Source organism: Nonomuraea sp. NEAU-A123, assembly GCF_018603905.1.
Classification (GTDB): Bacteria; Actinomycetota; Actinomycetes; order Streptosporangiales; family Streptosporangiaceae; genus Nonomuraea.
Window position 1 is genome coordinate 54,823 of record NZ_JAHFZZ010000008.1, and the last position, 19,845, is coordinate 74,667.

At 70.1% G+C, this 19,845-nt stretch carries 16 protein-coding genes; 9 read left to right on the forward strand and 7 right to left on the reverse strand.

The features are described from left to right. Positions 1–78: 78 nt before the first annotated feature. Positions 79–915 (reverse strand): amidohydrolase, encoded by an 837-nt coding sequence (locus tag KLK06_RS25460; protein WP_214638132.1) that lies wholly within the window; start codon positions 913–915, stop codon positions 79–81. Between the two features lie 83 nt (positions 916–998). Beyond that, the gene (locus KLK06_RS25465; RefSeq protein WP_214638133.1) at positions 999–1,688 is read right to left on the reverse strand and encodes a FadR/GntR family transcriptional regulator; all 690 of its coding nucleotides are present in this window, start codon (positions 1,686–1,688) and stop codon (positions 999–1,001) included. 177 nt (positions 1,689–1,865) lie between these two features. Between KLK06_RS25465 and KLK06_RS25470 the strand changes: the two genes are divergently transcribed. Next, complete coding sequence (locus tag KLK06_RS25470) at positions 1,866–4,286, forward strand: glycoside hydrolase N-terminal domain-containing protein (RefSeq protein ID WP_214638134.1); 2,421 nt, start codon at positions 1,866–1,868, stop codon at positions 4,284–4,286. Here KLK06_RS25470 and KLK06_RS25475 read toward each other — a convergent pair. Further along, positions 4,262–5,467, reverse strand: coding sequence for an FCD domain-containing protein (locus tag KLK06_RS25475; RefSeq protein ID WP_214638135.1), 1,206 nt, complete (start codon positions 5,465–5,467; stop codon positions 4,262–4,264). The two genes, KLK06_RS25470 and KLK06_RS25475, sit on opposite strands and share 25 nt — an antisense overlap. A gap of 142 nt (positions 5,468–5,609) precedes the next feature. Here KLK06_RS25475 and KLK06_RS25480 point away from each other — a divergent pair, with 142 nt between their 5' ends. From KLK06_RS25480 to KLK06_RS25510, 7 genes are all read left to right on the forward strand, one after another. Beyond that, positions 5,610–6,881, forward strand: a complete 1,272-nt coding sequence (locus tag KLK06_RS25480) for an ABC transporter substrate-binding protein (protein WP_214638136.1) — start codon at positions 5,610–5,612, stop codon at positions 6,879–6,881. Further along, positions 6,878–7,807: a carbohydrate ABC transporter permease gene (locus tag KLK06_RS25485; RefSeq protein WP_214638137.1), complete on the forward strand. Its 930-nt coding sequence runs from the start codon at positions 6,878–6,880 to the stop codon at positions 7,805–7,807. The genes KLK06_RS25480 and KLK06_RS25485 overlap by 4 nt, the downstream gene beginning before the upstream one ends. Beyond that, complete coding sequence (locus tag KLK06_RS60100; RefSeq protein WP_214638138.1) at positions 7,804–8,610, forward strand: carbohydrate ABC transporter permease; 807 nt, start codon at positions 7,804–7,806, stop codon at positions 8,608–8,610. The genes KLK06_RS25485 and KLK06_RS60100 overlap by 4 nt, the downstream gene beginning before the upstream one ends. Positions 8,611–8,624: 14 nt before the next feature. After that, entirely contained in the window at positions 8,625–10,517 is a 1,893-nt protein-coding gene (locus KLK06_RS25495) for a hypothetical protein (RefSeq protein WP_214638139.1), read from the forward strand. 37 nt (positions 10,518–10,554) lie between these two features. Further along, the gene (locus tag KLK06_RS25500; RefSeq protein ID WP_214638140.1) at positions 10,555–11,322 is read left to right on the forward strand and encodes a hypothetical protein; all 768 of its coding nucleotides are present in this window, start codon (positions 10,555–10,557) and stop codon (positions 11,320–11,322) included. Continuing rightward, positions 11,319–13,133, forward strand: a complete 1,815-nt coding sequence (locus KLK06_RS62425) for a right-handed parallel beta-helix repeat-containing protein (protein WP_214638141.1) — start codon at positions 11,319–11,321, stop codon at positions 13,131–13,133. The genes KLK06_RS25500 and KLK06_RS62425 overlap by 4 nt, the downstream gene beginning before the upstream one ends. Before the next feature lie 117 nt (positions 13,134–13,250). After that, the gene (locus KLK06_RS25510) at positions 13,251–14,786 is read left to right on the forward strand and encodes a S1 family peptidase (protein ID WP_250906032.1); all 1,536 of its coding nucleotides are present in this window, start codon (positions 13,251–13,253) and stop codon (positions 14,784–14,786) included. 1 nt (position 14,787) lies between these two features. Here KLK06_RS25510 and KLK06_RS25515 read toward each other — a convergent pair whose 3' ends face one another. The 4 genes from KLK06_RS25515 to KLK06_RS25530 form a co-directional block, all read right to left on the reverse strand. Beyond that, a complete protein-coding gene (locus KLK06_RS25515; RefSeq protein ID WP_214638142.1) occupies positions 14,788–16,038 on the reverse strand; it encodes a cytochrome P450 in 1,251 nt (416 codons plus the stop codon). Positions 16,039–16,150: 112 nt separating this feature from the next. Further along, positions 16,151–16,606, reverse strand: a complete 456-nt coding sequence (locus tag KLK06_RS25520) for a GNAT family N-acetyltransferase (RefSeq protein WP_250906033.1) — start codon at positions 16,604–16,606, stop codon at positions 16,151–16,153. Between the two features lie 28 nt (positions 16,607–16,634). Continuing rightward, complete coding sequence (locus KLK06_RS25525; protein ID WP_214638144.1) at positions 16,635–17,300, reverse strand: response regulator transcription factor; 666 nt, start codon at positions 17,298–17,300, stop codon at positions 16,635–16,637. Then, positions 17,297–18,502, reverse strand: a complete 1,206-nt coding sequence (locus tag KLK06_RS25530; protein ID WP_214638145.1) for a sensor histidine kinase — start codon at positions 18,500–18,502, stop codon at positions 17,297–17,299. Before KLK06_RS25530 ends, KLK06_RS25525 begins: the two co-directional genes overlap by 4 nt. A 253-nt stretch (positions 18,503–18,755) precedes the next feature. Here KLK06_RS25530 and KLK06_RS25535 point away from each other — a divergent pair, with 253 nt between their 5' ends. Continuing rightward, positions 18,756–19,751: an MASE1 domain-containing protein gene (locus KLK06_RS25535; protein WP_214638146.1), complete on the forward strand. Its 996-nt coding sequence runs from the start codon at positions 18,756–18,758 to the stop codon at positions 19,749–19,751. The last annotated feature ends 94 nt before the right edge of the window (positions 19,752–19,845 follow it).

The following is a 19,845-nucleotide window of genomic DNA, read 5'->3' on the forward strand; positions in this document are numbered from 1 at the left end:
TAACACTGGTTCTATGCGCTGACAAGATCTTGTAAAGCCCGCGATATCGGCGTATGGGGGATATAAAGGCGGCCTGCGTCAGTGCTCCCACAGCCGGTACGCCCGGCGTGCCGTACCACCGAAGACGTCCGCCCGCTCCCCCGCTGACAGGCCCGCGCACAGCTCATCCGCCGCCGACACGACCCGCTCGTAATCGGCCGCGAGCAGGCAGACCGGCCAGTCCGACCCGAACATCACCCGCTCCGGCCCGAACGCCGCCAGCACCGTCTCGGCGTAGGGCCGCAGGTCGGCCACCTGCCAGGAGGCCCAGTCGGCCTCGGTGACCATCCCGGACAGCTTGCAGTACACGTTGGGGTGTCCGGCCAGCTCCCGGATCCGGCTCGCCCACGGTTCGAGCCGCGCCGAGGCGATCGGCGGCTTGGCCAGGTGGTCGAGGACGAACGTCAGCTCGGGCATGGCGGCCACCGTGTCGATGGCGGCGGGTAGCTGACGCGGCAGCGTGAGCAGGTCGTAGGCCAGACCCGCCGCGGCGACGGCGCCCAGCCCGCGGCGGACGTCCGGACGGGTGAGCCAGTCCGGGTCGGGTTCGGCCTGCACGCCGTGCCGGACTCCCACCAGCCCGCCGGGCAGTCCGGCCAGCGTTTCGGCGGCGGCGGGCGAGGTGAGGTCGATCCAGCCCACCACGCCCGCCACCAGGTCGGACTCCGCGGCCAGCGCCAGGAACTCCACGGTCTCCGCCAGCTCGGGCAGCACCTGCACCAGCACGGTCCCGCTCACCCCGGCCGCGGTCGCGTGCTCGGCGAGCCGGTCGAGGGTGAACGTACGGCGGATGGGCGCCAGCTTCTCGGCATCAAGCCAGGCGTGGGGCCGGACGGCCAGGTCCCAGACGTGGTGGTGCGCGTCCAAGCGGGTCATCGCGCCTCGTCTGTGCGGGTCATCCCGGCTGCGGGCCTCATCGATGGCGGGTCCCGCCATTGGCGGGTCATGTCGATGGCGGGTCATGTCGACTCGGCGGCGAGTACGAGGCGGAACCAGCTTTCGGTCGTGCTGATGTGCATCAGTGCCGCGGCCTGGGCCAGTGGGGCGTCCCGGGCGGCGAGCGCGTCGTAGATCGCCTCGTGCTCGGCCAGCGTGCGGTCGGCGCTGCCCGCCACCACGGTCCCGCGCCACACGCGCATCCGCATCGTCCGGCCGGAGATGCCGTCGAGCAGCGTGCAGAGCGTCTCGTTGCCGGTCGCGGCCACGACCGCGCGGTGGAAGGCGGCGTCGAAGTGGTTGAGCTTCTCCACGTCGTCGCTGACCTCCCGCATGGCCGCCAGTTGCTCGCCGATGACGGCGAGCTGCGCGTCGGACACCCGGGTCGCCGCCAGCGCCGTCGCGACCGGCTCGAACAGCCGCCGGGTCTCGATGACCTCCATGAGCGTGTCGTCACGCAGCAGCTCGATGGCGATCCCGAGCCCTTCGAGCAGCAGCGCCGGCTCCAGGCTGGTGACGTACGTGCCGTCGCCCCTGCGCACGTCGAGGACGCGCGCCACGACCAGCGCCTTGACCGCCTCGCGCAACGGGTTGCGTGAGACGCCGAGCTGGGCGGCGAGCTGCGGTTCGGGCGGCAGCCGCGAGCCCGGCGGGAGCTCTCCGGACTGGATGAGCTGCCGGATCCGGGCGATGGCCTCGTCGGTCAGGGACATCTGATCCTCTCCGGCGGGAGATCGTTCGCAGGCTGGAATCTAACAAACATCCCATGTTCTGGCCAGCCCCCTGCGCCAGACGTGGGGGACTGGACAGAAGATCCCAATCGAGCGTACTAATACATCCCACGTCCGCCTTGGCCCATCCGCGTTAACCTCCGCGAAACAAGAGGAGTAATGGTGACCCACGGCTACACACGCAGGGGCGTGCTCACGACCGGGCTGGGAGCCGCGGCCGGTTCCCTGCTCACGAGCGGCCTCGCCGCGGACCCGGCGCGGGCCGCCCGGTCCGCGAAGGACAACCCCCTCACTCTCTGGTACGGCAAGCCGGCCGCGGCCTGGCTGGAGGCGTTACCCGTCGGCTGCGGGCGGCTCGGCGCCATGGTCTTCGGCGGCGTGGCCACCGAACGCCTGCAGCTCAACGAGGACAGCATCTGGGCCGGCGGCCCGCACGTCTACGACAGCCCCGAGGCACTGGCCGCGCTCCCGCAGATCAGGCAACTGGTCTGGGAGGACAAGTGGCAGGCGGCGCAGAACCTGGCCGACCAGAAGTTCCTCGGCCGACCCAGCGAACAGGCCCCCTACCAGGTGCTCGGCGACCTGGCGCTGACGTTCCCGGGTTCCGCCGAGTTCTCCGAGTACCGCCGCGAGCTCGACCTGACCCGCGCCGTCACCACGGTCACCTACGTCCGCGACGGCGTCCGCCACACACGCGAGGTCTTCGCCAGCAACCCCGACCAGGTCATCGTGGTACGCCACACGGCCGACAAGCCGGGCGCGGTGACGTTCCAGGCGGCCTTCTCCAGCGCGCAGAGCTCGACCACGGCCGCGGCCGACCGGGCCACGATCGCGCTCGACGGGGTCAGCGGCGACACCCAGGGCATGCGGGGCGAGGTACGTTTCCAGGCCCTGGCCAGGGCCGAGGCGAAGGGCGGCACGGTCCGCACCGACGGCGGCACGCTGATCGTGGAGGGCGCCGACGAGGTCACGCTGCTGATCTCCCTGGGTTCGAGCTACCGGAGCTTCAAGGACGTCGGCGGCGACCCCGCACAGGTGGCCGAGCGGCATCTGGGACGGGCGAGCGGGCGGCCGTACGAGGTGCTGCTGCGCAAGCACGTACGGGATTACCAGCGGCTTTTCGGGCGGGTGGCGATCGACCTGGGCACCTCGGAGGCGGTCGCGCTGCCGACCGACGAGCGCATCGCCCGCAAGCAGCTCGACACCGACCCGCAGCTCGCCGCCCTGTACTTCCAGTACGGCCGCTACCTGCTGATCTCCAGCTCCCGCTCCCCCGGCTACGCCGCCAACCTCCAGGGCATCTGGAACGACTCGCTCACCCCCGCGTGGGAGTCGAAGTACACCATCAACATCAACTGCGAGATGAACTACTGGCCGGCCGCGCCGGCCAACCTCACCGAGTGCATGGAGCCGCTGTTCGACCTGATCAAGGACCTGGCCGAGTCGGGGGCCAGGACCGCCAGGACGCAGTACGGCGCGGGCGGCTGGGTGGCCCACCACAACACCGACGGCTGGCGCGGGACCGCGCCCGTCGACTTCGCCTTCTACGGCGTGTGGCCGAGCGGCGGCGCGTGGCTCTGCCTGACGCTGTGGGAGCACTACCTCTACACGGGGGACGAGCGGCGGCTGCGCGAGCACTTCCCGCTGATCAAGGGCTCGGTGGAGTTCTTCCTGGACACGCTGCAGACCGACCCCAGGACCGGCTACCTGGTGACCAACCCCTCGCACTCCCCCGAGGTGGGCCACCACGAGGACGGCGGCGAGAACGTCAGCATCTGCGCGGGCCCGACCATGGACATGCAGATCCTGCGGGACCTGTTCGGCGCGTTCGAGGAGGCCTCGACGATCCTCCGGCTGGAGGAGGGGATGCGGGAGCGGTCGAAGCAGGCCCGGGCCCGGCTGGTGCCCACCCAGGTGGGTCATCTCGGCCAGATCCAGGAGTGGCAGGAGGACTACCGGGGCGACGCCGCGTTGTCGCGCAGCCGGCACATCTCGCATCTGTGGGGGCTGTTCCCGAGCCACCAGATCGACCCGCGTCTGACCCCCGACCTGGCCACGGCGGCCCGCCGGACGCTGGAGCTGCGGGGCGAGGCGGGGGCGGGCTGGTCGCTCGCCTGGAAGATCAATTTCTGGGCGCGGCTGCTGGACGCGCCGGAGGCGTACAAGCGGCTGAGCAACCTGCTGCTGCCCGCCCGTACGGCGCCCAACATGTTCGACCTGCATCCGCCGTTCCAGATCGACGGCAACTTCGGCGGGACCTCCGGGATCACCGAGATGCTGCTGCAGAGCCACGGCGACCAGGTGCACCTGCTGCCGGCGCTGCCCGCGGCCTGGCCGGCGGGGTCGTTCAGCGGGCTGCGGGCTCGGGGCGGCTTCGAGATCGACCTGGAGTGGAGTGGCGGGGCCGTACTCCGCGGGAAGATCTGCTCGGACCTGGGGCGGAAGCTCACGCTCCGCACCGCGAAGGACGTCACGGTCACCGAACACGGCAGGCCGGTCAAGGGCGAGCGGCCGGAGCCGGGGGTGATCGTCTTCGACACCCGGCGCGGCGGCGTCTACGACCTGGCCGCGTCCGCCTGAGCGTCGATCTGAGCGCCACCCGGGGCGTCGGTCCGAGCGTCCGTCTGGGCGTCCGTCTGGGCGTCCGCCGGGACGACGTCCTGCGCGTCCGCCGGGGCGTCGGCCAAGGCAGCCGGCCGAGGCGGCCGGCTTCGGGGCGGGGTGCGGGAGGACTCGCCACGGGCGTGGGCGGCGAACAGGCGGGCCGCCTCGTCCGGGTCGCCGGCGGCCAGTGTCGCCGCCAGGTCGTCGTGGTAGTCCGCCATCGCGCCCCAGTCGCCACCGTAGAGCGGGTTGCCGACCACGTGCAGGCTCCACAGGTTGGACTCGATGGTCCGCCACAGCCGCAGCAGGAAGGAGTTGCCGCAGGCGGCGCAGACGCGCCGGTGGAAGGCCAGGTCGGCATCCCTGAACGCGCCGATGTCGCCGTCGCTCGCCGCCTGCCGCATCGCCCGCACGTCACCCGCGAGCTGCCGCAGCGTCTCGGGCCGGACGCGGGTGGCGGCGCCGCGCGCGGCGTACTCCTCCAGCAGCACCCGGATGTCGCGGACCTCGCGGGCCTGCTCGTCGGAGATCTCCGCGACGTAGCTGCCCCGGTTGGGATAGGAGATCACCAGGCCCTCGTGCGCCAGCCGCTTGATCGCCTCCCTGGCCGGGGCCTGGCTGGTGCCCACCCGGCGGGCGATCTCCGACTCCACCAGCCGCTGCCCGGCCACCAGCTCGCCGGCGACGATCCAGCCGCGCAGCAGCGCGTAGACCCGGTCGGACAACAGCTCCCTGGGCATCAGCCGGGCCGTGGGCGGCGCGACCTGCTGCTCCTGCCAGATGCGCGCGACCGTGGACTGCGAGAGGCCGAGCTGCTTGGCCATCGTGCGGGTGGACGGCACGGCGGACCCGGTGGCCGCGGCCGCGATCACCCGCTCGGCCTCCTGCCGCTCCGCGGTGCGCGGGCGGCCGGGGCGCGGGGCGTCCGCCAGGCCGTCGAGGCCGCGTTCGACGAACCGGTCGCGCCACTTGGTCACGGTCGCGGGACTCACCGCCAGCCGCGTCGCGATCTCGTTGCGGGGCAGGCCGTCGGCGCAGGCGAGCACGATGCGGCTCCGCAGGCTCAGGCTCGCGCCACCGCCCTCCGCCCATGCCCGCAGGGCGGCGAGCTCCTCCGTGCCCAGCACCAGCCGCTTGCCGTCCTCGCGTCCAGCCATCCGCCCATCCTAACGTATTTATGACTCAGGCAATCCGCTGGATACCTATTTACGTGGCCCTTGACGAGCCTATGTGACCTACGTATTAAATAATCGTTAATCGAGTGACGACCCATTAAAAGGCGTCTCCCCTGGAGGTGCGATGCGCTCCCCACGTCCATTCCTCGCCCTGACCGCCATCGGATGCCTGTCCCTGCTCGCCGGCTGCGGCGGGGGCGGCTTCGCCGGTGACGGCCAGGAGCGGCCGAGCGGGGGCGGCCAGGCCACGGTCCGGATGCTGGTCAACATCACCCCGAACCTCACCCAGGCGTACTGGGACGGGCTGGTCAAGCCGTTCGAGCAGGCCAACCCCGGCATCGACGTCAAGATCGAGGCGCCGACCGGCAAGGGCGTGGCCGACACGCTCCCGCAGCAACTCGCTGCGGGCAACGCCCCCGACGTGGTCGAGACGCTGACGGCCGACGAGACGCTCGCCAAGCAGGTGCTCGATCTGACCGGCCAGCCGTGGGCCAAGGACACGCCGCTGGCCGAGCAGGCCAAGCTGGGCGGCAAGATCTACACGGTCGGCGTCGGCGTGCAGGCGCAGTCGCTGGTCTTCTACAACAAGAAAGCGTTCGAGAAGGCCGGGATCGACCAGCCGCCGGCCACGCTCGATGACTTCGACGCGGTCATGGGCAAGCTCAAGGCGGCCGGATGGCTGCCGCTGCAGACCGGCGGCGAGTTCCTGACCGGGCTCCAGTTGCTGCAGCTGTCCAACCCGTCGCGCGCGCAGACGCTGCCCACCTGGCAGCAGGACATCAAGGCGGGCAAGGTCAAGGCGGGCGAGTCGCTGCTGCCCTACCTGGAGCGCTACCGCACCTGGATCGACAAGGGGTACGTGGACAAGAACGCGCTCGGCATGAAGTACGCCGACGCCGAGACCGCCTTCCTGTCCGGCAAGTCGGCGATGTACGTCATGGGGAGCTGGTTCACCGCCTCCGAGGCCAAGTCCAAGAAGGACTTCGAGGTAGGCGTCTTCCCCGCCCCGGTCGACAAGGGCCAGCAGTACCCGGGCCCGCAGGGCGCCACGATGGCCGCCCCGTACATGATCCTCAAGTCCACCCCGCAGAAGGATGCGGCGCTCAAGCTGGTGCGGTGGCTGGTCACCGACCCGGCGGCGGTCAAGAGCCAGCTCAAGCAGGACGGCAACTTCCGTGCCGGGGTGGAGCGCGAGTTCACCCCGCTGGAGAAGCAGGTGCAGCAGATCCTCGACGGCGCCCCCTCCGGGGTCCCGCAGGGTGAGGGATACGGCGACGCGACCCTGCCCAAGGGCTTCAACGCCGCCTGGAACACCGAGGTCCAGGGCCTGTACGTGGGCAAGTCGCCCAAGGAAGTGGCCGAGGGCGTGGACCGCTGGCTGGCCGGCCGGTCATGACGCTCACCCGGGTAGCACCCCTCGTCACCACCACGGTCGCGCGGCAGAAGCCCAGGAGACGCGACGGCTGGGTCACCGCGATCATGGTCGGCCCGGCCACCGTCCTCTACACCGTGATGCTGATCGTCCCGGTCGGCCTGGCCCTCTACCTGAGCCTGACCGACTGGGACGGCTTCAGCGCCGACCCGGCCTTCGTCGGCGCCGCCAACTACCTCGACCTCCTGGACGATCCCGACCTGCGCCGCGCCGCCTTCGTCACCCTGCTGGTCGCGGCGGCGGGCACGGCCGGGCTCAACCTCCTGGGCCTCGGCTTCGCCCTCCTGGTCAACGGCGTCTCCAGAGCGAACACGTTCTTCCGGATCGTGCTGTTCTACCCGCACGTGCTCAGCGCCCTCGTGGTCGGCTTCCTCTGGTCGGCGATCCTCGGCACCACCGGCGCCGTCAACAACCTGGTCACTTCCTGGGGCGGCGAGGTGCTGCCGTTCCTGTCCGATCCGACCTGGGCCACGATCACCATGATCGCGGTGCTGGTGTGGGCGGGGTTCGGCGTCAACGTGGTGCTGTACCTGGCCGGGCTGCAGGCCGTGCCGCACTCCCTGATCGAGGCGGCGCGCATCGACGGCGCGACCCGCCGGCAGGTGTTCAGGAACGTGACGCTGCCCGCCCTGGGCCCGTCCGTGACGGTCAACATCGTGCTGTCGCTGGTGACGCTGCTCAAGACGTACGACCTGGTGGTGTCGCTGACGGCGGGCGGCCCGGCCGGGCAGACGCAGACCGTCGCCTACCTCATCCTGTGGAACTCCTTCCACGACGCCCGCCTCGGCTTCGGCTCGGCGCAGTCGGTGCTGCTCATGCTGGTGACGGGCGCGCTGGCGTTCGTGGTGACCCGGCTGCGCAGGCGGGGCGAGCTGGCGGTGCACCAGTGAGAAGGACCTTTCTCTGGGCGAGCGTCGCGTTCATGCTCATCCCCCTGTACGTACTGACAGTCAACGCGTTCAAGGGCCAGCAGGACATCCTGACCGACCCGTTCGGCCTGGGGAGCCTCACGCTGGAGCCCCTGGGCAGGGCGCTGACGAACCCGCAGTTCAACGTCGTCAAGGGCTACGCGGTCACGCTGCTGTTCGTGGTGGCGGTCAACCTGCTCTCCGTGGTGCTGGCCGCACCCGCGGCCTACGTGATCGCGCGCAGCCCGAAACGCCGCTTCCGGGTGCTGATGCTGTTCTTTCTGGCCGGGACGTTCATCCCGGGGCAGGTGCTGGTCATCCCGGTGGTCTACGTGCTCAAGACGCTCGGGCTGATGGGCACGATCCGCGGGTTCGTGCTGTTCGAGACCGTGCTCACGCTGCCGTTCTCGATCTTCCTGTACGCGGGCTACATCGCGACCGTCCCGGCGGTGCTCGACCAGGCGGCGGCCGTGGACGGGGCCGGGCGGCTGCGGACGTTCTGGCAGATCGTCTTCCCGCTGATGCGGCCGGCGGTCGCCACGATGGTCATCCTCAACACCTTCTCGGTGTGGAACGACTTCGTGAACCCGCAGATCATCCTGGGCCCCGGCAGCGGCCTGTACACGGTGACCACCGGCGTCTACGCGGCGGTCAGCCAGTACGCCACCGACTACACGGTGGTCTTCCCGACGCTGCTGCTGGCCATCGCCCCGCTGCTGGTCTTCTTCGTCTTCATGCAACGGCACATCATCAGCGGCCTCACCGCCGGGTCCACGAAGGGATGATTTTGCGGGAAATCATGGCGACCGTCCCCCTCGGCACGCCGCCGGTCTGGGCGGTGCTCGAACGCCGGCTGTTCGACACGCTGGACGAGGCGTGGCGGGCCTTCGCCGCGCGCTACTGCGGGCCGGACGGCCGGCTCGTCTACCACGGCCGCGGCGAGGACCGGGACGGCGCCGACGACTTCTATGAGGCGTTCTTCAACTGGCCGGCGCTCTACCAGCTCGGCGGCGCCGACGACCTGCTCGACGCGGCCAAGCACCACTGGGAGGGCGTGACCGCGCAGCTCACCGAGCTCGGCTACCTGGTGGACGAGTTCGAGCGCGGCTACGACTGGTTCCACCAGGGCGAGTCGCTGCTGCTGTTCTACGGCATCTGCGCGGCCGACCCGCGCGACGAGCGCTTCCGCGACTTGTCCCGCCGCTTCGCCGGGCTCTACCTGCCCGGCTCGGCCAACTACGACGCCGAGCTCGACCTCATCCGCGCCCCGCACAACGGCGCGGGCGGCCCCCGGTACGGCCTCCAGCGGGAGTGGGCCTCCTACCACGCGGACCTGGACAGCATGCGGCCGTACGGGCTGCCGCTGCGCGACCTGCCGGGGATCACGGCCTGGGCGGACCTGGCCGACCCCGGCAACGCCGCCCGCATGGGCGCCGCGATGAGCGAGCGGCTCGGCCGCGGCGATGTGGCGATCAACCTGGCCGCCACCAGCCTGGCCGTCAACGCCTGGCTGTACGACGGCGACGACCGCTACCGGGACTGGGCGCTGCGCTACATCGGCGCCTGGCAGGAGCGGGCCGCCGCCAACCACGGCGTGCTCCCCGACAACGTCGGCCCGTCGGGCAAGGTCGGCGAGCTGCACGGCGGCCGGTGGTACGGCGGCACCTACGGCTGGCAGTGGCCGCACGGCCTCTACAGCGTCGGCGCCGCCGCCGCGATCGCCGCGGTCAACGCCCACCTGCTGACCGGCGACCAGGCCGCGCTCGCCATCGGCCGCGACCCCCTGGACACCGTGTACGGCCACGCCAGGCAGGCCCCCGTGACCGGCACGGAGATGAGCACCAGCGACCGGTGGCTGGCCGAACTGGGCGAGGAGGCCGGGCGGCCCACCATGCTGGTACCCAACCGGCACGACGACCGGGGCTGGTTCGACTTCCAGCCGCCGCAGCTCGGCCTGCCGGTCTGGCTCTGGCACACGGGCCTGGCCGAGCAGGACGCGGCCCGGATCGACCGGCTGCGCGCCGCCTCGGGCTACGACTGGACCACGGTGCGGGCGTTCCGCAACAAGGAGGAGGCCGGGCACGAGGCGCCCTGGCTGGAGTTCCTGCGCGGCGCCAACCCCGGCTTCCCCGAGGCCATGCTGGCCACCGCGCTCGGCCAGGTGCAGCGGCGGATGGCGCTCATCGACGCCGACCACGCCGACCTGTCCACCATCCACGTGCACCACTGGCAGCGGCTCAACCCGGTGCTCACCGAGGCGCTGCTGCAACTGGTCACGGGCACGCCGCAGGTCCTCTACAACGGCGGCCTGCTGCCGGCCCGGCTGGCCTACTTCGACGCCGACCGCCACCGCCCCGGCCTGCCCGCCGACGTGGCCGCGCTGGTCGACGCGGTACGGCCGGACGGCGTCCGCGTCGAGCTGGTGAACCTCGGGCCGGCCCGCACCCGCAGGGTCGTGGTGCAGGCGGGCGCCTTCGGCGAGCACGACATCGACCGGGCGGTGGTCACCGGCGCCGAGCCCGGCTACCCGGGCGACCCGCGCTCCTACACCGCTCCCCCGATCACCGAGGCCGAGCGGGAGGTGGCGGTTGGCGGGCCCCGGCTGCTCGTGGAGCTGCCGCCCGGCCGCCGCATCCGGCTCGACCTGCACACGACCGCCCGCGTCCGCACCCCGTCGCACCAGCACTACTGACCATTTCTGAGCCGCGCCGGCACTATTGAGGAGTTTCATGGACGACCCCATCTGGGACCTTCCCGTTCGCGGGCCGCTGCCCGCCGAACCCGATCCCGCCCTCGTGGCCGGGCTGTCCCGGATCAGCTCGGCCACCGCCTGCGCCAAACTGCACGGCCAGGGCATCAGGCGGACCTTCGTCGAAGGGCCGCGTCCCATCGCGCCAGGGCAGAAGGTCGTCGGCCGGGTCCGCACGCTGCAGTTCATGCCGCAGCGCGAGGACATCGCCTCCGGGCTCGGCCAGGAGTACGTCGAGCGGCACACCGCCCTGTGGGCAGTGCTGGAGGAGATCGAGCCCGGCGACGTGCTGGTCGTGCAGGCGTACGGCAGCGCCTACACCGGCTGCTTCGGCGACATGCTGGTCCGCTACTTCAAGCGCAAGGGCGGCGCGGCGATCGTGGTGGACGGCCGGATCAGGGACCTGCCCCGGGTCGCCGAGCTGGACGTGCCGATCTGGTGCACGGGCGCCACCCCGCAGTACGCCTCGCAGGCGGAGCTGTTCCCGTGGGCGTACGACGTGCCCGTGGCCGTGGGCGGGGCGCTCGCGTTGCCCGGCGACCTGTGCGTGGCCGACGACGACGGCGCCGTGGTGGTGCCGCGCCGGCGGGCCGCGTCCGTGCTCGAGGCCGCCGCCGACCACGAGCAGTGGGAGCGCTACAGCCGCGCCCGCATCGAGGAGGGCGGCGCGCTTTCCGACTATTACCCACTCACCCCCGAGACCCGCGCCGAGTACGAGCGGTGGCGGGACATGAAGGAGAGCCAGTGATCCTCAGGTCTCTGAGCGCGATCGTCTTACTGATCGGCGGATTGACGACCCCGACCCCCACCCCGGCCGCCAAGCCCACCTGCGACTATTACGTCTCCACCTCAGGAAGCGACCAGGGCGACGGCAGTTCCCGGCGCCCGTGGAAGTCGGTGGAGCAGGCCCGTGACCGGCTCCGGGCCAAGAAGGGCCACCAGAACTGCGACATCGTCGTCAACGTCAAGGCCGGTGACTACGTCGTCGACAAGACGATCACCTTCACCGAGGCCGACTCCGGCGAGAACGGCCACAAGATCACCTATCGCAGCGCCGACGGCCCGGGCAAGGCCAGGCTGCTCGGGGCCAAGCCGCTGACCGGCTGGCAGAAGTACAACGACACCATCTACAAGACCAAGGTCGACCGGAGCTTCTACACGCTCTTCGAGGACGGCAAGCGCGCCACCACCGCCCGCTACCCGAACAGGACCAGCGACGATCTGTGGTCGCCGTATCTGTTCTCGGTGACACCCGAGGCGGAATACCAGGCCGTGCACAACTGGCTTTTCTTCGACCCCAAGGACGTCCCGAAGGAGTGGGACGCCGACTTCGACAAGAACGCCCAGATGGTCGTCTGGTCGGGTGGGTCGTGGAGCTGGTTCACCGACACCGTGCCGCTCGGCGGAGCCGACTTCCGCAAGAACTTCTTCACCCTCAACAACGACGCCCGCTTCACCCTCGTCAACAGCCGCAGTGGCTCGCGCTACTTCCTGCAGAACACGCTGCGCTTCCTGGACCAGCCGGGCGAGTACTACTTCGACTTCGCCAACAGCGAGGTCTACTACTGGCCCAAGAGCTCGATCGACAAGGTCATGGCGCCCACCGTCAAGACGATCGTCTCGCTGGCCGGCTCCTCCCCCGAGCACCGGGTGCGGAACCTCGCCTTCGACGGGCTGGCGCTGCAGTACTCCGACTTCGTCGACTGGTACAGGTACGGGTGGAACGGCCCCGGCGACTCGGGCTACGAGCACAAGTACCCGATCTACGACCGGCAGATCGAGATGCCGCGCAACAGGTTCGGCATGATCACCGTGACGAACTCCCGCGACATCGACCTGACGAGACTGCATCTGTCCGACAGCGGGTACACCGGCGTCTTCCTGCTCTTCGCCAACGAACGGGTCAAGGTGTCGGACAGCCTGCTGGACAACATCGGCGGCGACGGCATCAAGGTCGAGGGCGGCTACCCCGGCGAGGGCGACATTTCAGGACATCACACGATCACCAATAACTACATCTACCACGTCGGCGAGCTGGTCCCCGGCGACGCGGCCGGCATCGAGCTGATGAGCACGGGCAACAACACCGTCAGCAACATCGTCGTCAAGCACAGCGCCCGCTACGGCATCAGCCTGGAGGTCCGCCCCGAGATCAAGAACGAGGACAACTACGCCCGCGGCAACCGGTTCTCCTACATCCGCCTGGAGGAGACCGGCCTCGACAGCGGCGACATGGGCGCTTTCTACACCTACGGCGTGCACAACGTCGAACCGCATCCGATCGACAACTACGTCTCGCAGATGGTGATCGGCGACGTCATCAACGACCCCGCCGGGCAGATGCCGGACTCCGGCACGCGCGGCGTGCACATGGACGCGGGCGGGTGCGGCTTCGCCATCTCCGACGTCGAGGTCGGCAAGGTCAGCGACGACAAGTACCAGGCGTACAAGTGCAACGAGGTCACCAACGCCAACTGGGTGGACGGCTTCGACACCTCGAAGATGGAGTACGACAAGATCGGCGTGACCAGCGCGTTCCCGTACCCGATCCCGAACTAGACGGCGGCCTTATGGCGCCGGGCCCGGCGCCATAAGGCCGCGATATACGCGGATGGTATGTCCCTCGATGATCGGCCCCGTCATACCGTGACGGCACCCCCGATCCGAGGAGCTTCCATGATCCTTCACCGCCCGTCGGCGGCGGGCGCGGCGCTCGCGATCATCGCTCTCGTGCTCACCGCGACCCCCGCCACGGCCGCCCCCGTCGAAGTCGTCCGTGCCTCCGCTGTGGAGCCGCCGCCGGAGGTGCTCGACGCGATGCGGCGTGACCTGGGCCTCACCCGTGAGCAGGCCATCACCCGCCTGGACAACGAGGACAAGGCCCGCCGGCTCCAGCCCAAGCTGCGCGCCAAGCTCAAGGACCGGTACGCCGGATCCTGGGTGGACCAGGAGGGCAGGCTGGTGGTGGCCACCACCGACGCCGCCTCGGCCGCCGCCGTCACCGCCGCGGGCGCCCAGGCGAAGGTCGTCGGCCGGTCTCTGGCCGCGCTCACCTCGGTCAAGAACGCGCTGGACACCACCGCCGAGCAGACCACCGGACGAGAAGTCCCGGTCTGGTTCGTGGACGAGCAGGCCAACGCCGTCGTGGTGCAGGCGCTGGACGCCGCCGCGGGCGCGGCGTTCGTGGCCGCGAGCGGTGTGGACCGCGCCGCCGTACGGATCGAGACCATCGCCGAGCGGCCGGTCACGTTCCAGAACCTGCGCGGCGGCGACGCCTTCTACATCGCCGGCGGCGCACGCTGCTCGATCGGCTTCCCGGCGACCCAGGGGAGCACGCAGGGCTTCGTCACGGCCGGCCACTGCGGCACTCCCGGACTCACCACGACCGGGCCGGGCGGGTCGAGCCAGGGCACCTTCCAGGGTTCGTCGTTCCCCGGCAACGACTACTCCTGGGTGGCGGTCAACTCGCAGTGGATCGCGCGCCCGGCGGTCAACGCCTACGGCACCGAGCAGGTACCGGTCTTCGGCTCCGTCGAGGCGCCGGCCGGGTCGGCCGTGTGCCGGTCGGGCTCCACCACGCACTGGCACTGCGGCGTCATCCAGCAGCGCAACGCCAGCGTGACCTACTCCCAGGGGACGGTCAACGAGGTCGTCCGGACCAACGTGTGCGCCGAGCCCGGCGACTCCGGCGGCCCGTTCATCTCCGGCTACCAGGCGCAGGGCGTCACCTCCGGCGGCTCCGGCAACTGCAGCGCCGGCGGCACCACCTACTTCCAGCCGGTCAACGAGATCCTCAACGCGTACGGGCTCACCCTGTCCGTCGTGAACACCCAGTGCGCGGGCCACCCGAACCACCACTTCAACGACCTGACGGCCCACCAGGGCAACTTCGGCCTGCTCATCCCCGACCCCGGCGTCTATCCGCCGAACGGCTTCACCTCCGCCGGCGCCGGCACCCACACGGCCTGTATGGACGGACCCGGCACCGCGCGGATGCGGCTCAGCCTGGAGAAGTACTCCTGTTGCGGGCCCTTCGGCATCCCCATCTGGACCGAGGTGGCGACCACCGGAACCGGCACCACTCTCAAGACCCTGAGCACCAGCCAGACCGCAGGCACCTACCGGTGGGTGGTCAGCGTCAGCGAGACCATCGTCGGGCCGACCACCCCGATCGGCGAGTACTACTTCCTGGGCACGACCAGCCCCGCCTAGTTCAGGCGATCGCGGGCCCGCCGGGAGCCTGGCCGGCGGGCCCCAGCACCACGGGCAGCTCGACCGGCCCTTCGGTGAACAACGACGAGGTGTAGACGATCTGGCCCTCCCCGACCGCCAGACGCAGCTCGGGGAACCTGCCGAACAGCGAGGCCAGCGCGATGCGGGCCTCGAGCCTGGCCAGCGGCGCCCCCAGGCAGAAGTGCGGCCCGCGGCCGAACCCCAGATGCGTCTCCTGGCCGCGCGCGATGTCGAACCGCTCCCCGTCCCCGCCGAACCTGGCCGGATCCGTGCCCGCGCCGCTGAGCCCGACCAAGATCGGCTCCCCGGCCCGGATCGTCACCTCGCCGAGACGCACGTCCTCCAGCGGGTAGCGGAAGGAGGCGTTGATCACTGAGTTCCGGCTGCGTAACGACTCCTCGACCACCTGGCCCCAGACGTCCTTCGCACGTGCCAGGTCGAGCTGCTCGCGATCCGCGCACAAGGCGACGACCGCGTTGGCGATCAGGTGCACGGTGGTCTCGTGACCGGCGATCAGCACCAGCCACAGAATCCAGACCATCTCGCTGTCGGACAGCCGGTCCCCGTCGTCCTCCTGCGCCCGGATGAGCCCGGTGGTGAGATCGTCACCCGGATCACCGCGCTTGCTGTCGATGAACCGGCCCAGGTACCCGAGCAGGGCGGCCCCGGTCGCGGCGGCTTCCTCCGGGGTGGCGGTGTGCGACAGGAGTACGTTGCTCCAGACGCGGATCTGGTTCCGATCGTCCTCGGGCACGCCGAAAAGCTCGCAGATCACGTTGACGGGCAGCGGCTCGCTGAAATGCCGGACGAGGTCCACCACCTCGCCCTCGTCCGCCAGCCGGTCGAGTAGTTCGTCCGTCATCTCCTGGATGCGCGCGGCGAGGCCCTGTACGCGTCCCGGGGTGAAGGCTCGGTTGACGAGGCCGCGCAGCCGCCGGTGGTCCGAGCCGTCCTTGGTCAGCAGGTGTTCGCCCTCGATGAGCTGCCGCATCGGCCAGTCAGGGGGGATGGTGCCGTCGTGGAGCGCGGTGTAGTTCTTGGGGTCCTTGCTGAAACGCGTGTCGTCGTTGGAGAGGACCGCGTTCACCGTCTCGTACGAGGTCACGACCCACGCTTTGACCTTGCCCGGCAGCTCGATGCGGAGCACCGGCCCGTTCTCGTCCCGATAGCGGCGAATCGTGCTGGACGTCCGCTCACCGGCAACCGGTACCTGCAGAGGGGAGATAGTCATTAAGGGGTCTCCAATGTAGGAATGTCCCCCATCTTTCCGCTATGCCCAGGAATCGGCCAAGCCGGGATAAATGTCACCGCAGAGGCGCCAACATCTACCGGCCGCGCCACACTTAGAGGGTCTTTGTCATGAACGCGCTGTATGGGTCGGGCCGGTAATCCGAGAACGGCTCGCAGTATTCGAACCCGAATTTCTCGTACAACTTCCTGGCGGGCAGGAAGAACTCATCCGAGCCGGTCTCGAGGCTCAGCCGGGTGAACCCCATGCGCTTGGCCTCGGTGATGATGTGCTCCAGGAGCAGGGAGGCGACCCCGCTCCGCTTGCGCACCGGCCTGGTGCGCATCGACTTCACCTCGGCGTGCTCGGTGTCCAGCCGCTTGAGCGCACCACAGCCCACCAGGGCGTCCCCGTCGATGACCGTCCAGAACGTGACCTCGGGCTTGCGGAGCGCGTCGAGGTCGAGGGCGTGCTTGCTCTCCAGAGGCGTGATGGAGCGCATCTCCTCGAGATGCTCGTCCAGGAACGCGGCGATCTCCGCGCCCGACAGGTCGTCAACGACGATCTTCATCCCCATATGCGGCAGGATATCGCCCGGCCTATCGGGACGCGGGTTTGACCAGGCCACAGTCGTAGGACAGGACGACCACCTGGGCGCGGCTGGTCAGGCCCAGCTTGGCCATCAGGCGGTTGAGGTGGGTCTTGACGGTGCCCTCGCTCACCGACAGCCGCTCGGCGATCTCCCTGTTGGACAGGGCGTGGCCGACCAGGCCGAGCACCTCGGTCTCGCGGCTGGTGAGGCGGTCCAGGACCGGCGGCGGAGACACGACGGCCTCCCGCGGCGGGGCGACGAACGCCTCGATCAGCCGCTTGGTGGCGATCGGGGCCAGCAGGACGTCACCGGAGGCGACCGTGTGGATGGCGGCGATCAGCCGCTCGGGCGGCGTGTCCTTGAGCAGGAAGCCGCCGGCGCCCAGTCGCAGCGCGTTGAAGACGTACTCGTCCAGGTCGAACGTGGTGAGGATGAGCACCTTGGGCGGCGTGCTCTCGGCGGCGGCCAGGATCCGCTCGGTGGCGGTGATGCCGCTGATGCCCGGCATCCGGATGTCCATCAGGATCACCTCGGGCTTGACGGCGGCGGCCAGGCGGATGGCCTCCTCCCCGTCGGCGGCCTCGCCCACCACCTCCAGGCCCGCCGCGCGCAGAAGCGCGGCCAGACCGGCACGGATGAGCACCTGATCGTCGACCACGAGCACTCTGATCATGAGCCCGCTTCTTGAGGCTGATCGTCGGGCGGGGACAGCGGGAAGATCGCCAGCACCTCGAATCCGCCCGTCGGCAGCGGCCCTGCGGTGATCGTTCCCTGATAGAGCCTGACACGTTCGGCCATGCCGATCAATCCGTGACCACGAGAACGGGAGCTCCCGGTGGCCGCGGCACCGTCGTCGGTGACGCGTAACGCCAGCGTGGCGGGGCCGTACGTCACCCGGATCCCCGCCCTGGCCGGACCGGCGTGCTTCAGCACGTTGGTCAGGGACTCCTGGACGATGCGGTAGGCGCACAGGTCCAGGCCGGGCGGCAGCCGCCTGGCCGCTCCCTCGACGACCACCTCGAGCGGCAGCCCGGCCGCGCGGATCCGCTCCGCCAGGGGTTCGAGGCTCTGGAGCCCGGGGGCCGTCGTGTACAGGCCCTCGTCCTGGTCGTCGGCCTCGATCCGCAGGATCGACAGCAGCCGCCGCATCTCGGCCAGCGCCTCGTGGGTGGTGTCGGCGATGATCCCCAGCGTGGCGTGCGCGGTGGCCGGGTCGGACAGGGCGACGTACCGGCCGAGGCCCGCCTGTACGGAGATCACCGACATGTGGTGGGCGACGACGTCGTGCAGCTCGCGGGCGATCCGCACCCGTTCATGGGTGACGGCGCGGCGGGCGGCGGCGTCCTGCTCCCTGTGGAGCTGGTCGGCCAGCTCCGCGAGTTGCCCGGTACGCTCGGCCAGCAACCGCCTGCTCGTGCCCGCGCCCACAGCGCAGGCCGCCACCAGGAGCGACTGCCCGAGGGCCGACCACAGCGCGACGCCGGGCTGGTGGAGCGAGGCGTGCACCCACTCCGTCACGAGCAGCGCCGCCCCGCCCAGACAGACGGCCGGGGACCGGTGGGCGGCGACGGTGTAGAGGGCCACCAGCGGGCCCATGTTGTTGAGGACGAAGTGGTAGCCCAGCAGGTGGTAGACCAGCGCCGCCCCGGTGGAGACCACCAGGACGGCGACCGGCGCCCGCCTGCGCAGGGCCAGCGGCCCGTTCACCAGCAGGCTCAGCGTCAGGGACCAGGCGTCGGTGGACAGGCCCTTGCCCGGCTCGTAGATCTCCCACAGCCACGTCCCGACGACCAGCGTCAGAGCCAGCGCGCCGTCGAGGAGCAGGGGGTGGAACGCGGACACCCGCCGGACGAGCGATGCGGCGCTGATGTGCATCCGCCACGCTAACTCCGTCACCGCCCGTGACGCATCAACCCGGAGGTATACATCGGCTGCCGCAGAAGTTGCAGCCCAGCTCGGTGGAGTGATCGGCACTACCGCGCCGCACAGAGGGTCTGACACAGCGCGTGCGTACCGCCGGCTCATCCCGTAGCAGAATGTCATGGAGGACAGTTTCCGCAGGTGACGGGGAGTGAGGCGTCGACGAGGAGGCCGATCAGGCCAAGGCCAGAAGCATGATGGAGGTGTTGTGCTGAACAACGACAGGCCCCGGTCACTTGCTGCGAACGGCTTGCGGGTCCTTGCCGTCGCAGGCGCCTATTTCGCGGCCGCCAAGGTGGGGTTGCGGGAGGAGATGGTCGGCGGGCAGGTCACACCGCTCTGGCCACCGACGGGCATCGCGCTGGCCTGTCTCCTCCTCATGGGCATCCGGGTCTGGCCGGGGATCACGCTCGGTGCGTTCCTGATCAACCTGTCGATCGGGCCGTCGTTGCTCGCGGTCGTGGCGATCTCCGTGGGCAACACCTTGGCTCCGGTGGGCGCCTACCTCATGCTCGTTCGCGCGCGTTTCTCCCTTGAGCTGGATCGGTTGCGGGACGCGCTGGCGCTGGTGTTCCTCGGCGCCTTTACCGGGATGATGATCAGCGCGACGGTGGGCAGTGGTGTGCTCCTGCTCGCCGGCGCGCTGCGGAGCAGTGACTTCTGGCCGACGTGGTCGGTGTGGTGGGCGGGCGACGCGATGGGCGTGCTCGTGGTCACGCCCGTCTTGCTGGTGCTGCGCACGTCCCGTAGACCGTGGGAGGCTCATCTGTCCCGTTGGGTCGAGGCGGCGGCCTTGGCCGTGGGCACGTTCCTCGTCACGCTGGTGGCAACGGTGAGCTCCTTCAACCTGCTCTTCCTCGTCTTTCCGTTCCTGATCTGGGCCGCCCTGCGTTTCCAGTTGGCGGGCGCCGCGGCATGCGCGCTGATCGTGTCGACGGTCGCGATCGTCGCGGCCGCGCAAGGTTCCGGCCCGTTCGCCGAGCACGACCTCTTCCTCAACATGGTCACCCTGCAAGCGTTCAACGGGGCCGCGTCGCTGACCGCCCTGCTGCTGGCAGCGATCATCGCGGAGCGAAATCAAGCCCATGAGAAGCTCGAACACATATGCGCGCGCCTTACCGAGGTCGCGGACCGGGTCGACCGGCACCGGGCCACTGTCCAACCGTTGCCACCTCAACACGAAGAACGGCACGACAGCGGCTGAGCGGAGACTTGATGGCCCTCCGCCCTTTTGAGCAGCATTATCGCCATCGCTGCCGAATCGCAGCGCCCTCCAAGCGCGTAGCGACCAAACTCGG

What these genes read in the sequence shown, in the direction of transcription:
- KLK06_RS25525 (WP_214638144.1), bottom strand. Translation starts at nt 17,300, where the DNA reads ATGATCAGAGTGCTCGTGGTCGACGATCAGGTGCTCATCCGTGCCGGT.
- KLK06_RS25510 (WP_250906032.1), top strand. Translation starts at nt 13,251, where the DNA reads ATGATCCTTCACCGCCCGTCGGCGGCGGGCGCGGCGCTCGCGATCATC.
- KLK06_RS25500 (WP_214638140.1), top strand. Translation starts at nt 10,555, where the DNA reads ATGGACGACCCCATCTGGGACCTTCCCGTTCGCGGGCCGCTGCCCGCC.
- KLK06_RS25485 (WP_214638137.1), top strand. Translation starts at nt 6,878, where the DNA reads ATGACGCTCACCCGGGTAGCACCCCTCGTCACCACCACGGTCGCGCGG.
- KLK06_RS25495 (WP_214638139.1), top strand. Translation starts at nt 8,625, where the DNA reads ATGGCGACCGTCCCCCTCGGCACGCCGCCGGTCTGGGCGGTGCTCGAA.
- KLK06_RS25515 (WP_214638142.1), bottom strand. Translation starts at nt 16,038, where the DNA reads ATGACTATCTCCCCTCTGCAGGTACCGGTTGCCGGTGAGCGGACGTCC.
- KLK06_RS25460 (WP_214638132.1), bottom strand. Translation starts at nt 915, where the DNA reads ATGACCCGCTTGGACGCGCACCACCACGTCTGGGACCTGGCCGTCCGG.
- KLK06_RS25475 (WP_214638135.1), bottom strand. Translation starts at nt 5,467, where the DNA reads ATGGCTGGACGCGAGGACGGCAAGCGGCTGGTGCTGGGCACGGAGGAG.
- KLK06_RS25530 (WP_214638145.1), bottom strand. Translation starts at nt 18,502, where the DNA reads ATGCACATCAGCGCCGCATCGCTCGTCCGGCGGGTGTCCGCGTTCCAC.
- KLK06_RS25520 (WP_250906033.1), bottom strand. Translation starts at nt 16,606, where the DNA reads ATGAAGATCGTCGTTGACGACCTGTCGGGCGCGGAGATCGCCGCGTTC.
- KLK06_RS25465 (WP_214638133.1), bottom strand. Translation starts at nt 1,688, where the DNA reads ATGTCCCTGACCGACGAGGCCATCGCCCGGATCCGGCAGCTCATCCAG.
- KLK06_RS25480 (WP_214638136.1), top strand. Translation starts at nt 5,610, where the DNA reads ATGCGCTCCCCACGTCCATTCCTCGCCCTGACCGCCATCGGATGCCTG.
- KLK06_RS25470 (WP_214638134.1), top strand. Translation starts at nt 1,866, where the DNA reads ATGGTGACCCACGGCTACACACGCAGGGGCGTGCTCACGACCGGGCTG.